The following is a 23,929-nucleotide window of genomic DNA, read 5'->3' on the forward strand; positions in this document are numbered from 1 at the left end:
CTTGTTTGATATTTAGCAAGTTCTTCGCGTACAGAGTTTGACTCGGTCTCGCGGTAGCGGCGATTCATGTTGTTTAAAACGCCTTCAAACTCATGGTTACGCGTAATTAAATCGCCACGGTCGTTACGGTAATTAAACGCAATCTTAGTGCTACCAGAGCCATCTAAAATAATTTTTTTCGAGTCGCTGTCTAAATCTTGATAAGGCACGTCTAAATCAAAATTGTAATGATCTGCAACCGCTTGCAGCATTTGATAGTAATAAAAGCTGCGTTTATCCCAGCCTTTAATTGCACCGCCAGCAAGGCTTAACTCTGGGTTATGCACTACGCGATTAGGATCAAAATATTGGCGTATACCTAAGCCATCACAGGTTTGACAAGCACCAGCTGGGTTATTAAACGAAAACAAACGCGGCTCAAGTTCAGTCATTGCATAGCCACAAGTAGGGCAGGCAAAATTTGCTGAAAATAGAATCTCTTCAGCGCTGCTATCGTCCATGTATGCTACATGTGCAACGCCATTAGACATTTCAAGTGCAGTTTCGAACGATTCTGCTAAGCGTTGTTGTAAGCCATCTTTTACTTTAAATCTGTCTATAACAACTTCTATTGTATGTTTTTTATGAAGCTCAAGCGTTGGAGGATCAGACAAGTCACATACTTCACCGTCTATACGGGCGCGAATATAACCTTGGCTAGATAGCTGTTCTAATAACTTAACATGCTCACCTTTACGCTCTTTTACTATTGGCGCAAGCAGCATTAATTTACTGCCCTCAGGTAGAGCCAAAACAGTATCTACCATTTGGCTAACGGTTTGCGCAGCAAGTGGTAAATCATGTGTAGGACATCGTGGTTCGCCAACGCGGGCAAACATAAGTCGTAAATAATCGTAAATTTCGGTAATAGTACCTACGGTTGAACGCGGGTTATGAGACGTTGACTTTTGCTCAATAGAAATGGCAGGAGAGAGGCCTTCGATGTGATCCACATCAGGCTTTTCCATGAGCGATAAAAATTGTCTTGCGTACGCAGAGAGTGATTCAACATATCGGCGTTGTCCTTCTGCATAAAGCGTATCAAATGCAAGTGATGACTTCCCCGAACCAGATAGACCCGTAATAACTATTAATTTATCACGTGGGATGGTTAGGCTGATGTCTTTTAAATTGTGCGTTCGGGCGCCTCGGACTTCAATGTTTTCCATGCTATCTCGTTTATTACCAAAATTATTTACTCAGTATCGCATAATACGAAGCAATATTAATCCTTGATCAATGAAAAATCCTTACTTATAGGCGATTAATTATTGCCAAGCTTATGGTAGAATCCCAACCTCAATTTTTCATAGAGTAAGATCACGCAGATAATGACCGCATCTTCACTTAATTCACGAGAAAAACGCGCCGCTGTATCACTGGCGAGTGTGTTTGCATTTAGAATGCTCGGCTTGTTTATGCTGATGCCTGTATTGGCTATTTATGGACAATCGCTTGAAGGTTTTTCGCCTATTTGGATTGGTTTTGCCATTGGTGCGTATGGTTTAACGCAAGCTGTACTACAAATACCTATGGGTCGATTATCCGATAAGATTGGTCGTAAAAAGGTTATTGTTGGTGGCTTAGTTGTATTTGCTATTGGCTCTGTCGTTGCTGCATTAGCTGACTCTATCCAAATGGTTACCGTAGGCCGTGCTTTACAAGGTATGGGCGCAATAGCCAGTGCGCTACTCGCGTTTGCTTCAGATTTAAGCCGCGATGAGCAACGACCAAAAGTAATGGCCGTTATTGGTATGAGCATAGGAATGAGCTTTGCCTTTGCTATGTTACTTGGGCCAATTGTTGCAGCTTCGTGGGGTATTGCTGGTGTATTTTGGTTGACTGCTATTTTAGCTGTCTTTGGTATATTTATAGTGACCATGCTAGTGCCAAAGGCGGTAAATAAAGCGCCCAAAGGCGATACATTAGCAAGCTTCAGCGACATTAAAAAATTAATTAAACATCCTCAGTTAGCACGATTAAATGCAGGTGTATTGTTATTGCATTTAACGCTAACCACAATTTTTGTGGTACTGCCGAGCCAATTAATTAAAGATGGCTTGGTTGCCGACCATCACTGGTATTTGTATATTCCAGTGCTATTTTTAGCATTTTTATTAATGGTACCAATAATGATTGTGGCCATTAAAAAAGAGAAAGAAAAACAAGCATTTATTGGCTCAGTAGCCTTGTTAACTATTAGTATGTTAGCAATGTCGGTATGGGTTAATAGTGTAGTAGGCATTGCTGTGTGTATGCTGCTTTATTTTGTGGCGTTTAACTTTTTAGAAGCCACTATGCCTGCGCTTGTATCGCGAATAGCACCAGCAAGCCAAAAAGGCTCAGCGATGGGTGGCTACTCATCGAGTCAGTTTTTAGGCGCCTTTTTGGGCGGTATGTTAGGTGGCTATGTAGCACAAACTACAACGGCGCAAGCTGTGTTTGCGGCAGCGGCACTTGTTGGGTTAATATGGCTTATTATTGCGTGGAAAATGCAAGTCCCACCCAAAAGTAAAGTTATTAGTTTAATGACCAAATTAGATTCTGAAGAGCATGCTCAAGTACTTGCTTCTCAGTTAGTTGCTTTACCAGGTGTAATAGAAGCAACTGTAGTTCGCGATGAAAGTCGCAGCTATTTAAAGATTAATGATAAAGAATTTGACCTAGACCAAGCGCGTAAAGTCGCTGGTTTAATCTAACATTTATAGGAGATGGTTCCATGGCACGCGGTGTGAACAAAGTAATTTTGGTTGGTAATTTAGGGCAAGATCCTGAAGTTCGTTATATGCCTAACGGCAACGGTGTAGCAAATATTACCCTAGCAACTTCGGATAGCTATAAAGATAAGAACACTGGCCAAATGGTTGATAAAACTGAGTGGCACCGTGTTGTATTTTTTGGCAAGTTAGCTGAAATTGTTGGTGAATATTGTCGTAAAGGTTCACAAATTTATGTTGAAGGTAAACTTCAAACACGTAAGTGGACCGATCAACAAGGCCAAGAAAAGTACACTACAGAAATAGTTGTAGATGGCTTTACTGGTCAAATGCAAATGTTGGGCGCACGTGGTGGCGATCAACAAAGTGGTGGTTACCAAGGTAATCAATCACAAGGTGGGCAACAAGGTGGTTACCAAGGTAATCAAGCGCAAAGTGCTCAACAAAGTGGTGGTTACGGCCAAAATAATCAAGGCCAAAATAACCAGCAACAAGGTGGTTATGCTCCACAACAGCAAGCAGCACCTGCAGCGCAACCTCAGTCAGCGCCAGCACCACAACAAAATAATCAATACCAACAACCGCAAGGCGGCTTTGCACCACAACAAAATAGTGCACCGCAGCAGCAAGGTGGTTTCGCTCCTAAACCACAAAGTGCTCCGCAAGGTGGTGCATCAAACCCAATGGAACCAACCATTGATTTTGATGACGATATCCCGTTCTGACGATATAAAGTTATCAGTGTAAAGGTAATTAGATTCTTTACACTTTTTACTCTAAACCCAGTATTCGTACTGGGTTTTTTATGCGTATTGCGCTGTGATGATAATCAAAAAACTATCAATATAAGACCTCATTAGGCTGTAAAGTGAAATAGTATTGTTGGTAATGTTAAATTACAGTAAATTTTATCTTGTATTTAATTGATATATATCGTTAACACTTACCATTAAACTACTTTCCCCTGATTACACAATGAGAAACATGAAAACTAATATCTTATTTTTATTTCTTGTTTTGCAATTCTTGAGCCCTAGTTCACACGCTCAACCTACTTCAGACGTTACTCATATTTTATTTATAAATTCAACAAATCAAGATATGCCTTGGTATAAAAGTGTTGAGCTTGGACTGCGTACAGAGCTTACAAAACGTTCTTTTAGTTATGAACTATTTGTCGAAAATATGGATGTAAATCGCTTTGATGAAGTTAATCAAAAACAGTTAATGAAAGACTACCTCAAACAAAAATATAAAAATAAGCACATCGATATCATCGTTACTCAGTCGCCTTCTGCAGCGACGTTACTATCTCAATTAGATGATTTTTTTATAAATGCTCCACGAATATACTTAGAGCCAGGCGCCCAGTTTAATCTACCAAAAAAGACCAGCGGAGCTGTGATCCAAGCTAAATTAGATTATGCGCAAGCAACAGCAAATGCTGTTAATTTAATGAAGCCTAAAAAATTGATCGTGATTTTAGATACAAAAAACGATATTGGTATGAGCTTTCATCGAGGACTATTTTCGGTTATTAACCGTGATTTTTCGTATTTAAGTGTAGAAAAGTGGTTTGATCTTCCATTACCAGAATTACTCACCAAAGTAAGAAATGCCCCAGCAGATTCAATTATTTTATTTACCCCCATTTTTAGGCGTTACGATAATAAATCACTTAGTCCTTATCAGCTAGTAGAGCGATTAACTGAAGAAAGTCCGGCGCCAGTGTTTAGCTATTGGGAAGTACTATTAGGCTCAGGTGTTGTTGGTGGGTATGTATTGTCGGGTGAAAAAATAGGTAAACGTATTGCCGATTCAATAGTTTTTTATAATGAAAATAAAGCGTTAAATGAAATTAGTGGTGAAGGGCTTAGTACATACTCATATGATTGGCGACAATTAAGTAAGTTTAATATTGCTCCGCAGAGCTTGCCAGAAGAGTCAATTATCTCTTATTACGAGCCAACTTACTTTGAGAAAAATAAAATATTAATTTACAGCGCTACTGTAATTATTTTTATTCTTAGCAGTTTTTTAGTTTTTGTTTTGTTTTTAAACCAACGCCGCATTCAACTTTTAAAAGAGCTTGATGAAGAAAAGCAAAGATTAGAGTCGCGCGTTGAAGAGCGCACTGAAGAGCTTTTGCACGCCAAGGAAGAAGCAGAGCATCTGACATCCGCTAAGTCTGAGTTTTTAGCAAATATGAGTCATGAAATTAGAACCCCTATGAGTGGGATTATTGGTTTGACTAATATTTTGCTCGAAAAAGGTTTACCTGGTGAGTATGAGTATTATTTAGATAAAATTAAATACTCCTCAGATCAACTCCTGGTGGTTATTAACGATATTTTAGACTTTTCAAAAATTGAGTCTGGAAACATTAACCTTGAGGAATTTCCTTTTTCTGTAAATTCGATTGTTGATTATATCAAAGCAACCTTCAATGAATTGGCCCAAAGTAAAGGGGTCACATTTGATATTGTCATTGATGAGGCAGTTAAACTGGACTTAATCGGCGATGTAGTGCGAATAAATCAGGTGCTGTTAAATTTATGCTCTAACGCAATTAAATTCACCCCTCACGGCACTGTATCGGTTTTAATTGAGTCAAGAAAGTTATTAGACGATCCGCAAAGTGTTTGCTTATATTTTACAGTTAAAGACTCAGGTATTGGCATCGCTGAGGATAATCTTAGTAATTTATTTGAATCATTTACTCAGGCAGATAGTTCTACAACTAGGAAGTTTGGTGGTACAGGGTTAGGTTTAACAATTAGTAAGAGTTTATGCCAATTGATGGGTGGTGATATAACAGTACACAGCACTCAAGGTGTGGGTAGTGAGTTTGTAGCTTCGGTGGAAGTTAAATTGAACAACCAAGCGTTGATTGATGATACGCCTAACCTAATCTTTACTGATCCGTTTGATGTATTAATTATAGATGATAATGAAGAGGACCTTAAAGTAATTGAAAATCAGTTTACAGCTATGGGTTTAGCATGTACTGCGTGCTCGTCTGCTAAGCAAGCTATTGATATTATTGAACAGAATAAAGAAAAATTTAAAGTCATTATTGTCGATTGGATAATGCCAGCGATGAGTAGTGAAACATTTTTAACGCGTATTTATAATATTAATCCCCAGCTTTGCAGTAATATAATTGTACTTACAAGGGATCATGAGGTTTTACTTAATGATGTGGCTAACAAAATAAATATAAACACAATTTTGCAAAAACCTGTTTATTCGAGTGTCTTGTATAAGGAGGTGAGCAGTAGAGTGTTAGGTTTTTTTAATGAAGTGCCTAAAGTAAATACTGTGAGTGAACAGTCGCTGGCGGGTATTAAAGTATTAGTTGTGGAAGATAATTCAATCAATCGACTCATAGTTACCAACATACTAGAAAATAGCGGCGCTCAGGTTTACTTAGTTGATAATGGATTAGAGTGCATCCAAACAGTAAAGTTAGAGCCGTTTGATATAATTTTAATGGATATTCATATGCCTATCATGGACGGTGTTGAGGCGACTCAAATTATTCGTAATGATAGTGATGAAACTATCGCAAATATTCCAATAATTGCCTTAACAGCTAATGTTATGAAAGATGATATTACACGATACTTATCTATTGGCATGAATGCTCATGTTGCAAAACCCATTAAAACACAAAAACTACGTGAAACTATAATTCGCTGTTTAAATAAATAGTTGCGCTATATAAATAACTTAATATTTTTATCAAATACCTTCCGCAATCCCTTCCATTGGCTTGAGCCGATTTTTTAATAACTTAAAAAAATTTATAAAATAGAATTTGACTCACGCGTGTTTGTATGTGAAATTCCATATATTCGATTTTTCGTATATTCACTTGGTAAAGGTTGAGTTATAAATGTCAGAAGTTAATGGGTTACCAAATACAAATAAAATACACAGCGTTGTTCCACATACTAAAAATTTTAATGTTAGTTTTTCTGAGCACAAACCTAAAATTTTATTGTTATATGGATCATTAAGAGCGCGTTCTTATAGTAAGTTGGTAATAGAGGAGAGTGCACGTTTATTAACGTATTTTGGTGCTGAGGTTAAAATTTTTAATCCTGAAGGTTTACCTCAAACCGATAGTGAAGATGAATCACACCCTAAAGTACAAGAGTTACGAGATTTAATGCTTTGGTCAGAAGGGCAAGTATGGTGCTCTCCAGAACGTCATGGCTCAATGACGAGCATATTCAAAAACCAAATTGATTGGATACCACTCAATTTAGGTGGTGTAAGGCCAACGCAAGGTAAAACACTCGCAGTGCTGCAAGTTTGTGGTGGATCGCAATCATTTAATGTAGTGAATCAACTACGAGTATTAGGGCGTTGGATGCGTATGGTAACAATACCAAATCAGTCCTCAGTGCCACAAGCTCATTTAGAATTTGAAGAAAATGGGCGCATGAAACCCTCTCCACTTTATAATCGGATTGTTGATGTTATGGAGGAGTTGATAAAATTTACTTTGTTATTACGAGATCAAAAAGATTACTTTGTAGATCTTTATTCTGAACGTGTGGAATCTGCAGAAGAACTTAGCCAACGCGTTAATCAAAGCTCTATTTAGGACAGAACAATGGGATTATTTGAACGTTATCTTTCTGTGTGGGTAGCCTTAGCTATTACTTTTGGTATTGTAGCTGGTTCTATAATGCCAAGTGCATTTAGCTTAATTGCTGGTTTTGAATATGCCCATGTAAATATTGTAATCGCAGTACTTATTTGGTTGATGATTTACCCAATGATGGTGCAAATTGATTTTTCATCAATTAAAGATGTAGGTAAAAAACCAAAAGGGTTAGTGCTCACTATCGTTATTAATTGGCTTATAAAGCCCTTTACTATGGCGCTACTAGGCTGGTTATTTTTTAAGGGTATTTTTGCCGATTTTGTTGACCCACAAACAGCTACAGAATATATAGCTGGTATGATTTTGTTGGGTGTTGCGCCTTGTACCGCTATGGTGTTTGTGTGGAGTCAATTGACAAAAGGCGATGCTAATTACACCTTAGTGCAGGTATCAATAAATGACATAATTATGATTTTTGCCTTCGCACCTATTGCAGGGCTATTACTTGGTGTGACTGATATTACTGTACCTTGGGATACACTGCTATTATCGGTGGTATTGTATGTACTTATCCCGCTGGTGGCCGGTGCTGTTACCCGTAAAAAGCTTGATAAAGAAGATGACCATACGTGTTTAAATAACTTTTTAAAGGTAATGAAACCTTATTCTATTATTGGCTTACTCGCGACAGTAGCGCTATTGTTTGGTTTCCAATCGCAGATATTAATAGAAAAACCAGAGGCAATAGTTCTTATTGCAATCCCGCTTTTAATTCAAACTTACGGTATTTTTGCGATTGCTTATATTGCAGCTAAAAAAATGGGGCTTGCACATAACATAGCGGCGCCTGCATGTATGATTGCCACTTCAAACTTTTTTGAGCTAGCTGTTGCGGTTGCTATTTCATTATTTGGTTTACATTCTGGGGCTGCACTTGCCACTGTGGTGGGAGTGTTGGTAGAAGTCCCCGTAATGCTAAGCTTGGTATACTTTGCAAATAAAACCCGCCATTGGTTTAATTAAGGCGGTATGCAGCATAATCTCTGCTGGCATACTTTTTAAAATGATCTGTCGATGGCTTTCATCTATTTACAGAATAAAGGGCATAGCTGTTTATTTTTGTAAGTTCTCGTTTATCTGAGTGTTTTTTGTTTAGTACTATTAATAAACGTTTAAACTTAGTTTGCAGCCTTGTGCTTCTATAGATATTGAACAACACTTTAGTTATCAATATAACGAGTGGCAGGCTATGCAAAAGAGTAAACTCTGGCTTTTAAAGTACTTCAAAGGTATCTCTTTTGTTTTGTTTTTGATGATACTTATTAGTTTTAATTTCATTTTAAATGATGCATTACATCAAAAAGCACATGTTTCTGGGCAGCAGTTTGTTAAACGCGTTTATGAATTAAATTTATCTCCCTCTATAAATAATGAAGTGTTGGTCGCATTAGCTAAAAATGAAGGCTTTAAGTTAGAGCTGCAAAATTCTTCTGATCACTTTAGGAACTTAGTAAATTTAGAACGCGAAGTTTTTACTTTTAAAACGTTAAGTTTGAGCCTTTATCACTATCCAGTGTGGGTAACACAAAGCTACTTATTTATATTTTTGAATCTGATTATATTAGGCGCTGCTAATTGGTCTTATCGCTGGTGGAGCCTGTTAAAAGTAAACCGTAAAGTAATGCCTAAAAATACAGTTATACAGCCGACTAAAATTATTCAACAAAGGCATAAAAATACTCAACTAATCGAACAGGCAAAAAAATGTGATTTAAGTTCTTTGTATGGAGTTAATACTGCATCACATAACTTATTTTTACTTATTGAGTGTGATTGTAGCTTTGATAAAAAAACGGATATAGAAGCCAATTTTAAAGTCTTAATTACTAAAAAATTAGCCGAGCTTAAAGATGTGTCGGTAAAAATACTAAACTCTAATTACTTAGCGGTTACCTTACCAAACATTTCTATTAGCGAGTTGAATAGCTACGTTGAAAAGCTTCATAAAAATGTGTTTTTAATATGTCAAAATCATCAAAAAAATATTACTCATAAAAATATTAAAATAGGTGCGTGTGATTATCAATTAGGCGCTGATCAAGTGGCGGTTTATAAGCTAGCAAAATCAGCACTCGCGCTATCACAAAGCAGCCTATTGCAGCATTGCCACCGTTTAACGTTAAATCACTGCCAAGAAAAACACCTCTCTAGCAAACAGGTTATAGAAAACATTAAAAAGAATAAATTTATATTATTCTTTCAGCCTGTATTTGAACTCTCTAGTGGAGATATCCTGCAGCATGAAGCTCTTATTCGGGTTAGGCATAGCCAACTTGGTTTACTGGCCGCTCGTTATTTTATTAAGCAGGTTTATAGTGATCAAGACGCTTTAATATTAGATAAAGCTGTAATAACACAAGTCAAAAAGCTAATGCTCAGTGAGTCTTCGGCTTTAACAGTTAGTGTAAATCTACACCCTAAAAATTGGTTTAATACTGTATTTTGGGAGTGGTTAGCCAATCAAATGGCAGAGCTTAAGTTAAATACTAAATTACAATTTGAAATAAGTGAGGCAGAATTTTTTACTCATAGAGAGTCGATAACTAATGCACTCAATGTTATTAAAAAAGGGCATTCACATATTGTGATTGATAATGTAAAAAGCAGTGAGAAAGTAGCCATGCTAGTTGATTATAACCAAGTATGTGGGCTTAAGTTATCTTACGAACTGGTTCATTTGTTAGATGAAAAAACTCAAAGTCAAAAGAAAATAAAAAGGATAGTCGAAGCCGCTAGTCTTTTAAATCTACCCGTATACGCGGTGGGCGTAGAGACTCAAAAAGAGCTACTTACGCTTACCAAATTGGGAGTGGTAGGAGCTCAAGGTTTTTACTTTTCAGAGCCACTTCAAGAGTTTACGCAAGCGGTATTTAATTAAGGTCTAGATTAACCCTCTATATTTAAGCCCATTTAAGCCTTGAAGCCCGCCAGTATGAACAGCAATAATTTTACTCCCAGATGGGAAATAATCTTGCTCAATAAGCTGCCACAATGCATACATCATTTTTCCGCTATAAATAGGCTCAAGCGGTAGGTTGTGTGTGCGGCCTATATCTTGGCAAAACTGCCATAACTCAGGTGAAAACTTACCATAGCCACCATCATGAAACTCTGTGAGTAACTGCCAGTTAGTTTGATTATTAGCTTTAGCGCTCAGCTTTTTTATTTCTTCATTTAAATAATCAGCTTGTTTTAATACCGCTATACCAATAACTTGTGTTGTTGAAGCACTGCCTTCTATTAGTCCAGCAAGTGTGCCACCACTACCTGTAGGACAAACTAAGTAGCTATGTTCGGGTAAGCTTTGTACTAATTCTTTACACCCTAATAAAGCATGTTCATTTGTACCACCTTCAGGGATGATATAAGCGTTTGGAAAGCGCTCTTGCAAAGCATTAAGGTAATCGCTGTCTTGGCGTTTTCGATACTCTATACGATTAACAACATGTAGGTTCATACCACAATGTTTTGCAAATTGGATTGTTGGGTTGTTGTTATCCAGTTCTGGTCCGCGAATAATCGCGCGAGTTTTTATATTAAATTCTTTTCCTGCCGCTGCGCAGGCATGAATATGGTTTGAAAACGCACCACCAAAAGTCAGAAGCTCTGTTTTATTTATCTTTTGCATATACGCTAAATTGTATTTTAATTTACGCCATTTATTGCCACTTATTAGCGGATGGAGTAAATCATCACGTTTTATACCTAAACAAATATTTCTCTTTTTTAGAAACGAGCTATCTAATTGTTGAATATAGTTATTTTCATCTATTTTGAATTTTTCACGCATTTTATTGGTTTTCAATTTGGCAAAGTAGTTAAAATGTACGACACTTATTTCATACATAATTAACAATAGTAGCTATATGAAAGAAAAGCTGTTTTCATGGTTAAATCGTAGTTTAGATCCAAATACAGCTATTGGTGTTGCAACTTACGCAGATACTGTTAACGCGGTATGTTTAAAAAAACAACGCGACCAATGGATGGTTCACAGTTCTCACAGTGTTAATGTGTCTGAGCAAACTGATTATACCGCTGCAATTGTTGCTTGTACAAATGAGGTGTCTACTGATATTTGTGCAGTTAATTTAGTCATACCGCACTACTTTTATCAAATAGTGCAAATGGATAAACCAAATCTCAGCGATGAAGAAATAATTCAGTCGCTGCCTTGGACTACAAAAGATTTAGTTGATATAGCTTCTGAAAACATTGTAGCTGACTTTATCGATTATCCAATAACGTTACCAATGCAAAGCAGCAAAATGAATGTATTTATTACCAATAAGCTGCAGCTACTTCCGTTTATAGACAGTTTTGAACAAATTAAACCAGTTTTGCGTGCAATGACCTCTGAAGAAATGGTTTTAGTAACTTTATTTGGCTCATACAAAGAGGCGCATATGCTGATTGTGCAGCATGCTAATCATGAACCTCGAATCTTAATTATTCGTGATGGACAATTAGTATTAGCTAGGCGATTAAATGGTTTTTTAGGTATTTCAGACAAGGATCAAAACCAAGAACTAGTAGAGGCGTTAGGGTTAGAAATTCAGCGTTCGATGGACTTTTTTGAAAGCCAGCTCAAGCAACCGCCAATTCGCAGCATACAGTTACAGTGCGATGATTTATCTTCATTAACTCTTAGAGCCGGTCTTGCAGAGTTTTTACAAGTAAAAGTTGTAGATTTTGCGCCTAACTTAGAATTAGCGCAGCAATTAGAGGCAAACTTTTATTATGCGCTCGGAGCAGCCTATCAATTAACAGATCCGGAGTCTGTGCTATGAAAACCCGGATTAATTTTTATCAAAAAACCTTACGAGTACGCCGAGACCCAGTCCCTTTATCGGGAATGATTACGTTGTGGTTAGGTGCGCTATTAATTATTGCAATCACGTGGGCTTTTTACAGTTATAAAACTTATTCAAGTGAGCTTGATTTAGAACAAAAAAAGAAATATCTCAAACAAGGAAAAGCTCAGTTAGAAGTTGTAAAACAGCAGCTAGCAGAGAAGCAAAATAAAACAATTTTTATTAATGAGCTAAAAACACTTCAGCAAGAGGTTTTGCATAAGCAGCAAATATTTAGTTATTTAGAGCAAAGCTCAGATCAATCCGCAACCGACTATGCGCAGGTTATGCAAGATTTAGCCAAGTATCACGAGCCTAATATCTGGCTTACCCATATTAAATTTGTAGGGCAAAGTGTCACGTTTCAAGGGCAAGTATCGCAGTCAAAATTTTTACCTATGTGGTTTAATAATTTAAAGCAGTCACCTTTTTTTATTGATAAAGAATTTTCAGTTTTAGAACTGTCAACAAAAGATGGTCTGAGTGAATTTAATGTGGCGACCGACCTTGCTGATAAAGGCGCTAAACCATGAACAACAAGAAAGACAAAGGTTGGCCTATTTGGGCAAAGTATCGAGCTCAATTTGCATCGCTGCAAAAGCGTGAGAAGTATTCCACTGTATTTGTAGGCTTATTCATGGTGATTTACCTCGGCCTGTGGTTTGTTATTTTTCCACAGCAAGATGAAGTTGCTCATATTCGCTCTGAACAAAATGCAGCATTGCAGGAGTTACAGCAGATAAATGCGCAACTCTCCATGTTAAATCAAGCACTAAACTACGACTACACTAAGGTTTTACGCAGTCAAATTGCACAAACCAGAGATGAGTTAGCAGAAATAAATAATCAACTTAATAGTTTTAGCCAAGGCTTTGTAGCGGCTAAAAATGTACCTGCCGTTTTAAAAGATTTGCTCGTAGATAGTAGCGACGTAAAAGTGAGTAGCTTTAATGTCAAACCAGCACAGGCTATCGATGTAGAAAAACTAGGTGAACATGATACGCAAACATTATTTTTTGAGCATCAGATGGTCGTTACTTTAGAAGGTAGCTACTTTAGCTTACAAAAATATTTAGCCGCATTAAAAAATAATCAAGATAAGTTATTAATACAGGAGTTTAGTTATCAGGTACTAGAGTACCCTCAAGCTGAATTAACTTTACAAATTGCTACAGTGAGCGCTAATGAAAAATTTATCGCATTATAATTTATGTTTTTTATTACTTTTGTTCACTTTCGCACCCAGTGCATTAGCGCAATTACGCGATCCTACTCAACCAAATATGTATGTAAATAACAACAAGAGTGTAACTCAAAACACAGAACTTAAATTGCAATCTATTATTAAAAACAGTACAGCATTTAAGGCCATTATTTCAGGCCATATTTATCGAGTCGGTGATGCTGTAGACGATTTTCGGGTGCTAAGCATTAACTCAAAACAGGTTGTGTTAGCAAATGATGATAAACAAATAAAATTAGAATTATATGACTATGAAATTAAAAAATAATTTATCTCATCCGTGGCTTGTTCTTCTATTGTTACCTACATTTTTAACTGCGTGCCATAGCTTTAAACCAGGTAAAGAGGTTAAAACTCATATAGAACAAGAGCTGGCTGAAAAGCCTGTAGATACTAAAGCGATTGCGCCTTTACAGATGCCGAGTGAGCTTACCCAAAGCCTACTATCATCAATAAATAATGAGCAAACTATAAGTGATGATTTATCTATAAAGCGTTTTGATGTAGCCGCTAATGACGTTGAAATAGGCGCCTTTTTTGCAGGCTTAACAGACGATACGCCTTTTAGTGTTGCTGTGCATCCTGAGGTAAATGGCACAATTAGTTTAAATCTTAAAAGCGTTACTTTTAATGAAGTCATTGCTGTTATTAAGCGTATGTATCCTTTAGATATTGTTAATGAAGGACGAATAGTACAAGTACTGCCAGCCAAAATGCGCACAGAAACAATACCTGTAAATTATTTAATGATGCAGCGCCATGGTCAGTCTACAGTGAGTGTGGTTGCTGGTGGGGTTAGTCAATTTGCACAAAGTGGCAGTAGTTCGAATGGTTCAAGTTCAGGTAGTAGTAACCAGCAAAATAATGAGTTTGGCGGCGATAATCAAAGCTTAGATTTAAACGGTTCTCGAATCCAAACAATTAATAAAAATGACTTTTGGAAAGAATTAGAAGTCGCCCTTAAGTCTTTAATTGGCGCAAGCGGTGGGCGCTATGTTGTTGCAAGCCCACAAGCTAGTTTGGTAACCGTAAATGCATTACCAAGCGAAATTAGTCAGCTAAAAGAGTTTTTGCGTCAAAGCCAAGAAAACCTGCAACGCCAAGTTATTCTAGAAGCAAAAATAATAGAAGTAACTTTAAAAGATGAGTACCAACAGGGAGTTAACTGGGAGCGTATAGCGAGTGGTTTAGAAGGCGGTATTTCGTTTGCTACAACAGCGGGTTCTACTATTAGTAATAGTATTTCAGCCGCAATTGGTGGAGCGTCATCGCTAACCATTCAAAAAGGAGACTTTAACGGGGTTATTAATTTGCTTGAAACGCAAGGTGATGTGCAAATGCTATCTAACCCTCGAGTTACCGCTACAAACAATCAAAAAGCAGTTATAAAAGTAGGGCAAGACGAATATTTTGTTACTAATGTATCAAGTACGACGGTAACGGGTACTGCTACAACGACCTCGCCTGAAATTGATTTAACGCCGTTCTTTTCTGGTATTGCCCTTGATGTAACGCCGCAAATTGACAAGTATGGCTCAGTTATTTTGCATGTTCACCCTTCAGTAACTGAAACAGAAGAGCAGCTAAAAGTAATTACATTAGACGATCAACGTTTTGAGTTGCCTCTAGCACAAAGTAACATTCGAGAATCAGATACTGTTATTCGCGCTCAAAGTGGCGAAATAGTGGTTATTGGTGGTTTGATGCAAACATCAACACAGGATGAAGAATCAAAAACCCCCGTGTTGGGTGATATCCCACTATTTGGCAATTTATTTAAAAGTATTCGTAAACGCCAAGAGAAAAAAGAACTGATTATTCTAATCAAACCAACGGTTGTTATGCCAGATACTTGGAAAAAACAACAAGGTGAAAGCCGTCAGCTTTTAAAAACATGGTATGAAAACTAACTATGTATTTAAGCTTTTTTAATTTAAGTGAAATGCCTTTCACGTTAACCCCTAACACAGATTTTTTTTGTGCACTTGAACCGCACCATGAAGCGATGCAAGTGTTAACAACAGCTATTGAAATGGGTGAAGGGTTTATTAAAGTCACTGGTGAAGTTGGGACTGGTAAAACGCTACTTTGTAGAAAGCTATTAAACCAACTTGAGCCAGATTACATTGTGGCTTATTTACCTAACTCTTATTTAAGCCCAGAAGAGCTTAGATGGGCGATTGCCATTGAGCTGGGTATGGATGTAGATAAAGCATTAGATCAGCAAGCACTAGGGCAGCTTATAAATCATCACTTACTCGACTTACAAGAAGATAATGAGCGTGTAGTGCTCTTGATAGATGAGGCGCAATGCTTGGGTTGGGAGACTCTAGAGGCGCTGAGATTATTTACAAACTTAGAAACAGAAAGTGAAAAACTAATTCAAGTTGTGTTATTTGGGCAACCTGAACTTGATGAAAAGCTGGCAAACAACAAAGTAAGGCAATTACGCCAACGTATCAGTTTTTCGTATAAATTACGGGCGATGACTGGCGCTGAGGTTGTTTATTATATTAATCACCGCTTACAAGTTGCAGGGTTTAATAGGCCTCCTTTATTTAATAATAGTATGGGGCTCAAAATTGCTAGAGCTAGCCGTGGAATTCCTAGGTTAGTTAATATTTTATGCCACAAAGCACTATTACAAGCTTACGGTGAAGGGTTAAATATAATAACAAATCGCCATATTCAACTTGCCATAAAAGATACCGAAGACTGCGCAAAGTATCGAACCGGACAATATTGGAGCTACAGTGCTTTAATGTTTAGTGTTTTAGCTATTGCTGCCATATGGGTATGGAGGCAGTTGTTATGAGCGTTATAAATAATATGCTTAAAAATATTGAGCAACGTGAAGCTAAGCAAGTAAGTATTCAAGAAGGTATAAGTTTAAAGCCGATATATGATGTAAAAAATATTGCATTTAAAGCCGTAATTTTACTTATTATGTTAAGTGTCATTTTTTTAGCATACCTATATTTACCGACCGCCGACAAAAAAGAGACTCAACGTGAGTCTGTGTTACCACAGCAAAAAATGGTCGCGGTTCTAAGCTCTAATTTATCTGATTATCAAGATGAAAAAAGCAATGTAGAACCTTTAGTTGAGCAAGATGTTGTGAAAACGGTTGTGCAAGTTGAGCAAATAAAACCAGAAGTGAATGATTTAGCTGAATCCAAGTTGAGTGAAGCAACATTACTGGTTTCTCAACCAACGGCTGAGCCAGTTGTAATTGCCGAGGTTAAACAAGGCCCTGCACTAGCTAAAGATAATGTACTGGTAACTAGCGAAGCTATTGTCAGCAAACCAAAAATTACTCCAATGATTAAAACTAAGTCTCAAAATACTATGACTAAAAGCGTGGCAGAAGCTAAGTCGCCACAGGCTTTATTGATTGAGCAATTAGCCGCAGCTAAACAAGCAATACAGTTTGGCTTATACAATGAAGCCATTAGTGATTTAAATATTATTTTAGCGCAATTGCCTTTGCACGTTGAAGCTCGAAATTTACTCGCTGCAACTTACTTTAAACAACAAGATATAAATTCTGCGCAACAGGTTTTGCAAGCAGGTATTCGCCAAAACCCTAACGTACTTGAATGGCGTGTAATGCTAAGCAAAATACTTATTATGCAACAACAGTATGAAGGAGTATTGCTGCTTTTAAGTGATGAATTTGAGGCTCAAGCGAATCTTGATTTTTGGGTGCTACAAGGTACTGCTGCGCAAAGTGCGAGTAAGCACCATAAAGCACTTGAAAGCTTTAAACATCTTACACAACTACAGCCTAGTCAAGCTAAGTGGTGGCTGGCACTTGCAACCTCAAAAGATGCATTAGGAGAGTACCTCGATGCTAAACAGCTTTACAAAGTGGCTCTAGATTTAGGTGGATTAAATACAGCTATGACGCAGCATGCATTACAGCGTTTAGTTGCGCTAAAGGAGGCCGTATGAGACCTAGTTTAAAAATGCGCTTAGGGGACTTACTTGTTCATGAGCACATGATCACCGAAGCGCAACTAAGCGAAGCGCTAAACGTTCAAGCTGCGACGGGTCGTAAATTAGGTTCGACGCTTATTACACTTGAGTTTATTAGTGAACCACAACTATTACGTTTTTTAGCGCAGCAATTACAAGTACCTTTTTTAGATATATCACAGCGAAAAATATCAGCTGATGTATCTAAGCTTTTATCTGAGGTTTATGCACGTCGCTACAGAGCATTAGTAATTGAAGACAATGGTGACTCTGTTTTAGTCGGGATGAGCGATCCTGCTGATCTAAGGGGGCTTGATCAACTTGCAACTATGCTTGCTCCTAAACGAATAGATTTAGCTGTTGTACAAGAAAGTCAAATAATGGCTGCGTTTGACAACGTGTATCGCCGTACAGATGAAATTACCAACTTTGCAGCACAACTTCATGAAGAATATCAAGACGTAGAAGAGTTTGATTTAAATTCTTTAGGTGATGAGACATCAGATGCAACCGTTGTTAAGTTACTGCAATCAATATTTGAGGATGCAGTGCAAGTTCGTGCATCCGATATTCACATTGAGCCAGATGAAGGTTTGCTTCGCATTCGTCAACGTGTAGATGGCATATTACAAGAGCACACTCTTAACCAAGTAAAAATAGCATCGGCATTAGTGTTACGTTTAAAGCTTATGTCGGGATTAGATATATCTGAAAAACGCCTCCCTCAAGATGGCCGGTTTAATATAAAAGTACGCAGCCATAGTATTGATGTGCGTTTATCTACCATGCCGGTTCAGCATGGTGAGTCAGTTGTAATGCGCCTGCTTGACCAATCCGCAGGATTACTATCGTTAGATGAAACGGGTATGCCTGTACACATATTAAAACGTGTGCGCAGCATTATAAAACGTCCACATGGGATGGTTTTAGTTACCGGGCCAACAGGTTCGGGTAAAACAACCACACTATACGGTGCACTAAGTGAGCTGAATCAACAAGAAAGTAAAATTATCACAGTAGAGGATCCTGTTGAGTATCGTATTGGCCGTATTAACCAGGTACAAATAAATAATAAAATAGGGCTGAGCTTTGCAAGTATTTTACGGACCGCTCTAAGGCAAGATCCTGACATTATAATGGTTGGCGAAATGCGTGACCAAGAAACCGTAGATATTGGATTAAGGGCCGCTTTAACAGGCCACCTCGTACTATCAACGTTACATACCAATGATGCAATTACCAGTGCTATGCGTTTAATCGACATGGGGGCACCGGCTTACTTAGTGGCAAGTTCACTGCGCGCGATTATTGCTCAGCGATTAGTAAGACGAGTATGTAATGACTGCAGAGTACCGTACTTGCCAGATCGCCAAGAATTAAGTTGGTTAAAATATTTAGGCGAAGAGATTACAGATGCTCAATTTTCTAAAGGGCAAGGTTGCACCGCATGTAATCACAGTGGCTATAAAGGGCGTGTAGGTATTTTTGAGTTACTCGAAATGGATGATGCAATGATGGATGCATTACGAGTTAACGACACGCAAGGTTTTGCAAAAGCCGCTAAAAATAGCGCGAATTTTTCGCCGCTCTCAACAATGGCATTAAACTATGCTAAGCAAGGTGTTACCTCTTTAGATGAAGTATTTAAAGTGGCTGAATATATCCCAGAAATAGTAGGGGATATTGATGCAACTATATAGCTACAAAGCTAAAGACAGCAAAGGTATGTTGGTTAAAGGGCAATTAGAAGCGAGTAACCAAGCTGGCGTAGCTGATAGTTTAATGAAGCGTCAATTTATACCAATATCAATCTCTTTAGTTGAAACAAAAAATAACATCAAAATTTTTGATAATTTATTTGTCGAAAAAATAACGCTAGACGACATGATTATGTTTTCTAGGCAAATGTATTCGCTATTAAAAGCAGGTATACCAATTATACGAGCAATGGTTGGGTTGGCAGAAACAACACAAAATAAAAAATTTAAAAATGTACTAATAGAAGTTACCAAGCAGCTCGAACAAGGCCGCGACTTATCCAGTGCAATGGCGATACATAACGAGGTATTTAGCCGTTTAACAGTATCCATGGTAATGGTTGGTGAAGGCTCTGGACGATTAGAAGATGCGTTTTATCAACTCGCTATTTATTTTGAGAAAGAACAAGAAACCCGAAAGCGTATAAAAGCAGCTATGCGCTACCCTACTTTTGTTATTTTGGCTCTAGTAGCGGCTATGATTATTTTGAATATTTTTGTTATTCCTACCTTTGCCAGTATGTTCGAAAAATTTGATGCCGAATTGCCATTAATGACTCAAATATTAATTGGCACTAGCAGCTTTTTTGTTAACTACTGGTGGTTATTATTGGTGATGGTTATTGGTTCTGTTTTTGCTTGGAGGCGTTATTTAAATACAGAGCCTGGACGCTTTAAGTGGGATCAATATAAATTAAAAATTCCATTTATTGGGGATATTTTAAAACGGACATTGCTTGCGCGCTACAGTCAAAGTTTAGCTATGGTATTGCGCTCCGGTGTGCCTATGACCACTGGTTTATCACTAACAGCGCATGCCGTAGATAACAGCTATATGGAAAAAGCGATTATTACTATGCGCCAAGATATAGAAAAGGGCGATAGTTTACTCAGAGCCTCAAAAAGTTCTCAGCTGTTTTCTCAGCTTGTATTACAGATGGTGGCGGTAGGTGAAGAAACGGGCCGGGTTGATGAGCTCTTACAAGAGGCTGCTGATTATTATGAGCGTGAAGTTGATTACGACTTACGGAGCTTAACTGCAAAAATAGAACCTATTTTAACTGTGTTTGTTGCCATTATGGTGCTGATTTTAGCGTTGGGTATTTTTATGCCGATGTGGAACATGATGTCCGCGATTAAAGGTAATTAACCAAGTGATTGCATCAAAGGCTTACTCAAAAGGTTTCTCATTATTTGAGTTAGTTATTGTTGTGATTTTACTGGCAGTAATTTTGAGCTTTGCTATACCTCAATATATAGGTATTAAAAATCAAGCGCATAATGCAAGCGTTGACGCTATAGCAGGTAGTTTCTCATCGGCCGTTGGCATGGTTAGGGGTCAATGGGAATTAGAAGGTAGGCCAAACAGCAGGTCAAACAAAACATTTGTTAATTATGGAGGTGTAATAGTTGGTATTGATGGATCGTTAGGTACACCAACAAGTGATGAAACAGAAAAAAAAGATACTCGTGCAGAAGCTATAAATGCGAATAAATGCCGCCAAGTTTTAAATATAATTTTACAAGATGCACCCAGTAGTACGTTAAGTAATGAAATATCAAGAATAAAAAGTGTAAGTTTTTAGTTATGTACAATGCAGAAAGTACGCAATGCGACTACTATTTAACTCATACCATTGATATTAAAAGTATACCTACCAATACGGGTGAAATATCAGGTTTAACAGGTTTTTCATACTTTGCTAAAACAGGCAAAGTAAAAATATTTAAAAATTAAGTAATTAAAAAGAGGCTTACTTATGAAAACGCAATCGTTAAAAAGTTTACCAATGAATAAACAAGCAGGTTTTACACTTGTTGAATTGATCATCGTAATTGTTATTTTAGGCATTTTAGCTGTTACCGCAGCACCTCGCTTTTTAAACTTGCAAGGTGATGCCAATGCTTCAACACTTGAAGGCTTACAAGGGTCGATTCGCAGTGGTATGAATATTGTGAATGGCAAATCTATTATTGCTAGTGATCACAAAAAGGATGAGGCTACAGTTACAGTAGATACTGGTGTAGCAGTACCTACTGTTTATGGTTATCCAGCAGCAACAGAAGAAGCCTTTGAAGCATTTTTAGATGTCAACTTTGCAGATGGAACACCAAATGCAATTGATTCAGCTGATTTCAATTTATTTGTAAACGATACAACAGTAACTATTTTTCCTAATAGTTACACTGTGGATGCAACTACTGTTGATGATTGTCGAATTGAATACACGCAAGCTACTGCGACGACAGGCCCTGTAGTTGTAACTCCTCCAGTGATTACACTTGTTACTACGGGTTGTTAATTACATAAATGATAAGCAGTAGTAAGCAACGATTGCGTGGCTTCACACTCATTGAGTTAATTATTACTCTAGTGATATTGGGAATACTGTCGGTAACGGCAGTTCCCAAATTTCTGGGCAGCTCAACAGAAGACGCCTATTCGTATCGAGACCGTACTTTAAATGCACTTAGGACAGTGCAGCTACGTGCAATGCAAAATACAGCAACAACAAGTTGCCATACCCTTTATATAACCTCCACACTTATTGCTCCCTCCACACCCGATACATGTACCGGTGGAGCAGATACCAATAACACCGATCATTTAGTGGTACAAATAAACACGCAAAGAAGTGATATAACATTTAGCGCTTTAGATAGTAACGCGAATATATTTACCCAAATTAGTTTTGATCCTTTAGGTAAATCAAATCAAACCTGTACTACGCAGTGTCGAATAGATGTTGGATTAGCTGGCGTATGCATAAGTGGTGAAGGGCTTATATATGCGTGCCCTTAAAGTAAAAGGTTTTACTCTAATAGAGCTTATTATTGGCATTGTCATGTTTGCAATTGCATTAAGTATTATTACAGCTTTAATTGCCCCACAAGCCAAAAAAAGTGCAGAGCCGATTGTGGCTTTAAGAGCCTCTGAATTTGGTCAATCATTAATGAACGAAATCCAAAGTAAGTCGTTTGATGAGCACAGTGATAGAAGCGCACCTTTTAGACGTTGCGGCGAAACAACCTTAGGTGCTGAGGCTTGTACCGCACCTGCTGACTTCGGAGTAGATAACTCAGAAACCAGAACTAGTTATAACGATGTAGATGACTATATTGCACTGTCTAACCAGCCTATTACTAATAGCTTAGGTGAGGTGTTAAGCGAGTACAGCGACTTTAATTTAGTTGTTACTGTTGAGTACGATAGCGACTTTAACGAATCGACCACCAACGATGGCACAACCTTTAAGCGTATTACTATTGAAGTAACATCACCCTTAGGCGAAGTTTACGGATTTAGTGCATATAAAGGGAATTACTAATGCAAAGAGCTAAATACCAAAATGCATTTACCCTTATAGAACTATTACTTGTCATGGTTATTATTGGTATTTTAGCCGTAAGTGCATTTTCATTTATTGGTGCTGGGGTCAGTATTTACTCACAAGGGGTTGAGCGCCAAGAAGCAGTAGCTCAGGCCCGCTTTTTAATAACGCGACTTAGTAAAGAGCTTCGCCACGCTACGCCAAACTCATTAAGGCTCTCTTGCGATAACAGCACTAGCGGAGCATGTAGTGCTCAGCAGTGCTTAGAATTTACGCCGTTTTTATCAGCGACTCACTATACAAATTACCTACCTACCGTAGCGCCTTTTAATGTTAGCGCTGTTGATTTTGAACTTAATAATTTAACGCAGCCGCAAGTTGGAGATTGGGCAACAACTTACCCGTTAAGCAGCGCTGATATATACGATGAGAATAATAATAAGCGTTTAAAACTATCAGCATTTAATAGCTCCACCACTAGTGCAATTGATGAGTGGCAATTTAGTAAAGCGTTTGCCCAAGAGTCGCCAAGTAAGCGCCTTTATTTACTCTCTCAACCTGTAAGTTTTTGCGTTGAAGAGCAGTATTTATATAGATATACCGATTACGGTTTTACAGTTAATCAATTAGATGCCGTGAGCTTACAAATAAGCAGTGGTGTTAAACGTGATTTATTAGGTATTTACATTGCCAATAATTTAGCGAGCGATTTATTTTTTACTCTTGATGCGCTCTCCCTACAAAGAAACGCTGTGCTTAATGTGAATGCGCAAATGCAATTTAACGATACTGAAGTAATGAATTTTAACCATGAGGTGCATATTCCTAATGTACCTTAAAAAAAATCATCACGGAAAAGCCTTACCCAGTAAACAAAAAGGGAACTTAATAATTGTTTCTTTGGTAATTATTGTTGCTTTATTAGCACTAGGATTAGCATTAGTTAAAGTGCTTTCTGGTGCATCTCAACAAAATACCATTGAGTATTACGGCGCTCGCGCTTTTATGGCGGCGCAAAGTGGATTAGAAAGTGGTTTAACGCAACTCTTTCCAATAAATAGCTCAGTGCAAAGCTGTGCATCAGTTACAACTAATTTAACCTTTCAAACTGCATATTTAGCTAATTGTAACGTGCTGGTGAGTTGCGATGAATATATAGACCTACCCGACAGCAGCACAACAAACGGGCTTGTTAATATTTATTACTTACAAAGTAGTGCAACGTGCGCCGCAATTGATTGCCCTGCAGGAAATGATTGCAGAAAGGATTATTGGGAAACACAAAGAACACTCAGTGTGGAGGCTAAAACTTTACCATGATAAAAAGTGCAT

At 37.7% G+C, this 23,929-nt stretch carries 23 protein-coding genes and 1 pseudogene; 22 read left to right on the forward strand and 2 right to left on the reverse strand.

Features of this window, described 5'->3' with window-relative positions:
• Nucleotides 1-1,208: pseudogene (locus tag L652_RS0106620) on the reverse strand (excinuclease ABC subunit UvrA); the annotation flags it as partial.
• 162 nt (nucleotides 1,209-1,370) lie between these two features.
• Here L652_RS0106620 and L652_RS0106625 point away from each other — a divergent pair.
• From L652_RS0106625 to L652_RS0106650, 6 genes are all read left to right on the forward strand, one after another.
• Nucleotides 1,371-2,738: an MFS transporter gene (locus tag L652_RS0106625; protein WP_024595276.1), complete on the forward strand. Its 1,368-nt coding sequence runs from the start codon at nucleotides 1,371-1,373 to the stop codon at nucleotides 2,736-2,738.
• A gap of 20 nt (nucleotides 2,739-2,758) precedes the next feature.
• Nucleotides 2,759-3,481, forward strand: a complete 723-nt coding sequence (gene ssb, locus L652_RS0106630; protein ID WP_002958391.1) for a single-stranded DNA-binding protein — start codon at nucleotides 2,759-2,761, stop codon at nucleotides 3,479-3,481.
• A 259-nt stretch (nucleotides 3,482-3,740) separates the two neighbouring features.
• Nucleotides 3,741-6,470 (forward strand): response regulator, encoded by a 2,730-nt coding sequence (locus L652_RS1000000125110; protein WP_024595275.1) that lies wholly within the window; start codon nucleotides 3,741-3,743, stop codon nucleotides 6,468-6,470.
• Between the two features lie 184 nt (nucleotides 6,471-6,654).
• On the forward strand, nucleotides 6,655-7,371 hold the full coding sequence (gene arsH / locus L652_RS0106640; protein WP_024595323.1) for an arsenical resistance protein ArsH: 717 nt from the start codon (nucleotides 6,655-6,657) through the stop codon (nucleotides 7,369-7,371).
• Nucleotides 7,372-7,380: 9 nt separating this feature from the next.
• Nucleotides 7,381-8,397 carry an ACR3 family arsenite efflux transporter gene (gene arsB, locus L652_RS0106645; RefSeq protein ID WP_024595324.1) on the forward strand — a complete coding sequence of 339 codons (1,017 nt, stop codon included), beginning with the start codon at nucleotides 7,381-7,383 and terminating at the stop codon, nucleotides 8,395-8,397.
• Between the two features lie 226 nt (nucleotides 8,398-8,623).
• Nucleotides 8,624-10,312 carry an EAL domain-containing protein gene (locus tag L652_RS0106650; protein ID WP_024595325.1) on the forward strand — a complete coding sequence of 563 codons (1,689 nt, stop codon included), beginning with the start codon at nucleotides 8,624-8,626 and terminating at the stop codon, nucleotides 10,310-10,312.
• A 3-nt stretch (nucleotides 10,313-10,315) separates the two neighbouring features.
• Here the strand turns inward: L652_RS0106650 and L652_RS0106655 are convergent, their stop codons facing one another.
• Entirely contained in the window at nucleotides 10,316-11,224 is a 909-nt protein-coding gene (locus tag L652_RS0106655) for a pyridoxal-phosphate dependent enzyme (protein ID WP_024603376.1), read from the reverse strand.
• Between the two features lie 76 nt (nucleotides 11,225-11,300).
• Between L652_RS0106655 and L652_RS0106660 the strand changes: the two genes are divergently transcribed.
• Genes L652_RS0106660 through L652_RS0106730 form a run of 16 tightly spaced genes read left to right on the forward strand, consistent with a single transcriptional unit; the run spans nucleotide 11,301 to nucleotide 23,917 of the window.
• Nucleotides 11,301-12,224: a hypothetical protein gene (locus L652_RS0106660; protein WP_024594794.1), complete on the forward strand. Its 924-nt coding sequence runs from the start codon at nucleotides 11,301-11,303 to the stop codon at nucleotides 12,222-12,224.
• Nucleotides 12,221-12,820: a PilN domain-containing protein gene (locus tag L652_RS0106665; RefSeq protein WP_024594795.1), complete on the forward strand. Its 600-nt coding sequence runs from the start codon at nucleotides 12,221-12,223 to the stop codon at nucleotides 12,818-12,820. The genes L652_RS0106660 and L652_RS0106665 overlap by 4 nt, the downstream gene beginning before the upstream one ends.
• Complete coding sequence (locus tag L652_RS0106670) at nucleotides 12,817-13,494, forward strand: hypothetical protein (RefSeq protein WP_024598056.1); 678 nt, start codon at nucleotides 12,817-12,819, stop codon at nucleotides 13,492-13,494. Before L652_RS0106665 ends, L652_RS0106670 begins: the two co-directional genes overlap by 4 nt.
• On the forward strand, nucleotides 13,472-13,798 hold the full coding sequence (locus tag L652_RS0106675) for an agglutinin biogenesis protein MshK (RefSeq protein ID WP_024594540.1): 327 nt from the start codon (nucleotides 13,472-13,474) through the stop codon (nucleotides 13,796-13,798). Before L652_RS0106670 ends, L652_RS0106675 begins: the two co-directional genes overlap by 23 nt.
• The gene (gene mshL, locus L652_RS0106680; protein WP_024594539.1) at nucleotides 13,782-15,440 is read left to right on the forward strand and encodes a pilus (MSHA type) biogenesis protein MshL; all 1,659 of its coding nucleotides are present in this window, start codon (nucleotides 13,782-13,784) and stop codon (nucleotides 15,438-15,440) included. Before L652_RS0106675 ends, mshL begins: the two co-directional genes overlap by 17 nt.
• 2 nt (nucleotides 15,441-15,442) lie before the next feature.
• Entirely contained in the window at nucleotides 15,443-16,345 is a 903-nt protein-coding gene (locus L652_RS0106685) for an AAA family ATPase (RefSeq protein WP_024594538.1), read from the forward strand.
• A complete protein-coding gene (locus L652_RS0106690) occupies nucleotides 16,342-17,484 on the forward strand; it encodes a tetratricopeptide repeat protein (protein ID WP_024594537.1) in 1,143 nt (380 codons plus the stop codon). The genes L652_RS0106685 and L652_RS0106690 overlap by 4 nt, the downstream gene beginning before the upstream one ends.
• On the forward strand, nucleotides 17,481-19,208 hold the full coding sequence (locus L652_RS0106695) for a GspE/PulE family protein (RefSeq protein WP_024594536.1): 1,728 nt from the start codon (nucleotides 17,481-17,483) through the stop codon (nucleotides 19,206-19,208). The genes L652_RS0106690 and L652_RS0106695 overlap by 4 nt, the downstream gene beginning before the upstream one ends.
• Entirely contained in the window at nucleotides 19,195-20,415 is a 1,221-nt protein-coding gene (locus L652_RS0106700; RefSeq protein ID WP_024594535.1) for a type II secretion system F family protein, read from the forward strand. Before L652_RS0106695 ends, L652_RS0106700 begins: the two co-directional genes overlap by 14 nt.
• A 4-nt stretch (nucleotides 20,416-20,419) precedes the next feature.
• Nucleotides 20,420-20,851: a prepilin-type N-terminal cleavage/methylation domain-containing protein gene (locus tag L652_RS01000000123380; RefSeq protein ID WP_253947678.1), complete on the forward strand. Its 432-nt coding sequence runs from the start codon at nucleotides 20,420-20,422 to the stop codon at nucleotides 20,849-20,851.
• Nucleotides 20,852-20,853: 2 nt separating this feature from the next.
• Complete coding sequence (locus tag L652_RS1000000125340) at nucleotides 20,854-21,003, forward strand: hypothetical protein (protein ID WP_253947677.1); 150 nt, start codon at nucleotides 20,854-20,856, stop codon at nucleotides 21,001-21,003.
• Nucleotides 21,004-21,025: 22 nt separating this feature from the next.
• Nucleotides 21,026-21,568 (forward strand): prepilin-type N-terminal cleavage/methylation domain-containing protein, encoded by a 543-nt coding sequence (locus L652_RS0106710; RefSeq protein WP_024594534.1) that lies wholly within the window; start codon nucleotides 21,026-21,028, stop codon nucleotides 21,566-21,568.
• A gap of 8 nt (nucleotides 21,569-21,576) precedes the next feature.
• A complete protein-coding gene (locus L652_RS0106715) occupies nucleotides 21,577-22,068 on the forward strand; it encodes a type II secretion system protein (RefSeq protein WP_024594533.1) in 492 nt (163 codons plus the stop codon).
• On the forward strand, nucleotides 22,055-22,594 hold the full coding sequence (locus L652_RS0106720; RefSeq protein WP_024594532.1) for a type II secretion system protein: 540 nt from the start codon (nucleotides 22,055-22,057) through the stop codon (nucleotides 22,592-22,594). Before L652_RS0106715 ends, L652_RS0106720 begins: the two co-directional genes overlap by 14 nt.
• Nucleotides 22,594-23,436: a type II secretion system protein gene (locus tag L652_RS0106725; RefSeq protein WP_024594531.1), complete on the forward strand. Its 843-nt coding sequence runs from the start codon at nucleotides 22,594-22,596 to the stop codon at nucleotides 23,434-23,436. The genes L652_RS0106720 and L652_RS0106725 overlap by 1 nt, the downstream gene beginning before the upstream one ends.
• Nucleotides 23,426-23,917 carry a hypothetical protein gene (locus L652_RS0106730; protein WP_024594530.1) on the forward strand — a complete coding sequence of 164 codons (492 nt, stop codon included), beginning with the start codon at nucleotides 23,426-23,428 and terminating at the stop codon, nucleotides 23,915-23,917. Before L652_RS0106725 ends, L652_RS0106730 begins: the two co-directional genes overlap by 11 nt.
• Nucleotides 23,918-23,929: the final 12 nt, after the last annotated feature.

It is taken from the genome of Pseudoalteromonas sp. TB25 (assembly GCF_000497995.1).
In the GTDB taxonomy this organism is placed as follows: domain Bacteria; phylum Pseudomonadota; class Gammaproteobacteria; order Enterobacterales; family Alteromonadaceae; genus Pseudoalteromonas; species Pseudoalteromonas distincta.

Excerpts from the sequence above, each read along its gene's own strand:
- L652_RS0106625 (WP_024595276.1), top strand. The coding sequence starts at position 1,371 with ATGACCGCATCTTCACTTAATTCACGAGAAAAACGCGCCGCTGTATCA.
- ssb (WP_002958391.1), top strand. The coding sequence starts at position 2,759 with ATGGCACGCGGTGTGAACAAAGTAATTTTGGTTGGTAATTTAGGGCAA.
- L652_RS1000000125110 (WP_024595275.1), top strand. The coding sequence starts at position 3,741 with ATGAAAACTAATATCTTATTTTTATTTCTTGTTTTGCAATTCTTGAGC.
- arsH (WP_024595323.1), top strand. The coding sequence starts at position 6,655 with ATGTCAGAAGTTAATGGGTTACCAAATACAAATAAAATACACAGCGTT.
- arsB (WP_024595324.1), top strand. The coding sequence starts at position 7,381 with ATGGGATTATTTGAACGTTATCTTTCTGTGTGGGTAGCCTTAGCTATT.
- L652_RS0106650 (WP_024595325.1), top strand. The coding sequence starts at position 8,624 with ATGCAAAAGAGTAAACTCTGGCTTTTAAAGTACTTCAAAGGTATCTCT.
- L652_RS0106655 (WP_024603376.1), bottom strand. The coding sequence starts at position 11,224 with ATGCGTGAAAAATTCAAAATAGATGAAAATAACTATATTCAACAATTA.
- L652_RS0106660 (WP_024594794.1), top strand. The coding sequence starts at position 11,301 with ATGAAAGAAAAGCTGTTTTCATGGTTAAATCGTAGTTTAGATCCAAAT.
- L652_RS0106665 (WP_024594795.1), top strand. The coding sequence starts at position 12,221 with ATGAAAACCCGGATTAATTTTTATCAAAAAACCTTACGAGTACGCCGA.
- L652_RS0106670 (WP_024598056.1), top strand. The coding sequence starts at position 12,817 with ATGAACAACAAGAAAGACAAAGGTTGGCCTATTTGGGCAAAGTATCGA.
- L652_RS0106675 (WP_024594540.1), top strand. The coding sequence starts at position 13,472 with ATGAAAAATTTATCGCATTATAATTTATGTTTTTTATTACTTTTGTTC.
- mshL (WP_024594539.1), top strand. The coding sequence starts at position 13,782 with ATGAAATTAAAAAATAATTTATCTCATCCGTGGCTTGTTCTTCTATTG.
- L652_RS0106685 (WP_024594538.1), top strand. The coding sequence starts at position 15,443 with ATGTATTTAAGCTTTTTTAATTTAAGTGAAATGCCTTTCACGTTAACC.
- L652_RS0106690 (WP_024594537.1), top strand. The coding sequence starts at position 16,342 with ATGAGCGTTATAAATAATATGCTTAAAAATATTGAGCAACGTGAAGCT.
- L652_RS0106695 (WP_024594536.1), top strand. The coding sequence starts at position 17,481 with ATGAGACCTAGTTTAAAAATGCGCTTAGGGGACTTACTTGTTCATGAG.
- L652_RS0106700 (WP_024594535.1), top strand. The coding sequence starts at position 19,195 with ATGCAACTATATAGCTACAAAGCTAAAGACAGCAAAGGTATGTTGGTT.
- L652_RS1000000125340 (WP_253947677.1), top strand. The coding sequence starts at position 20,854 with ATGTACAATGCAGAAAGTACGCAATGCGACTACTATTTAACTCATACC.
- L652_RS0106710 (WP_024594534.1), top strand. The coding sequence starts at position 21,026 with ATGAAAACGCAATCGTTAAAAAGTTTACCAATGAATAAACAAGCAGGT.
- L652_RS0106715 (WP_024594533.1), top strand. The coding sequence starts at position 21,577 with ATGATAAGCAGTAGTAAGCAACGATTGCGTGGCTTCACACTCATTGAG.
- L652_RS0106720 (WP_024594532.1), top strand. The coding sequence starts at position 22,055 with ATGCGTGCCCTTAAAGTAAAAGGTTTTACTCTAATAGAGCTTATTATT.
- L652_RS0106725 (WP_024594531.1), top strand. The coding sequence starts at position 22,594 with ATGCAAAGAGCTAAATACCAAAATGCATTTACCCTTATAGAACTATTA.
- L652_RS0106730 (WP_024594530.1), top strand. The coding sequence starts at position 23,426 with ATGTACCTTAAAAAAAATCATCACGGAAAAGCCTTACCCAGTAAACAA.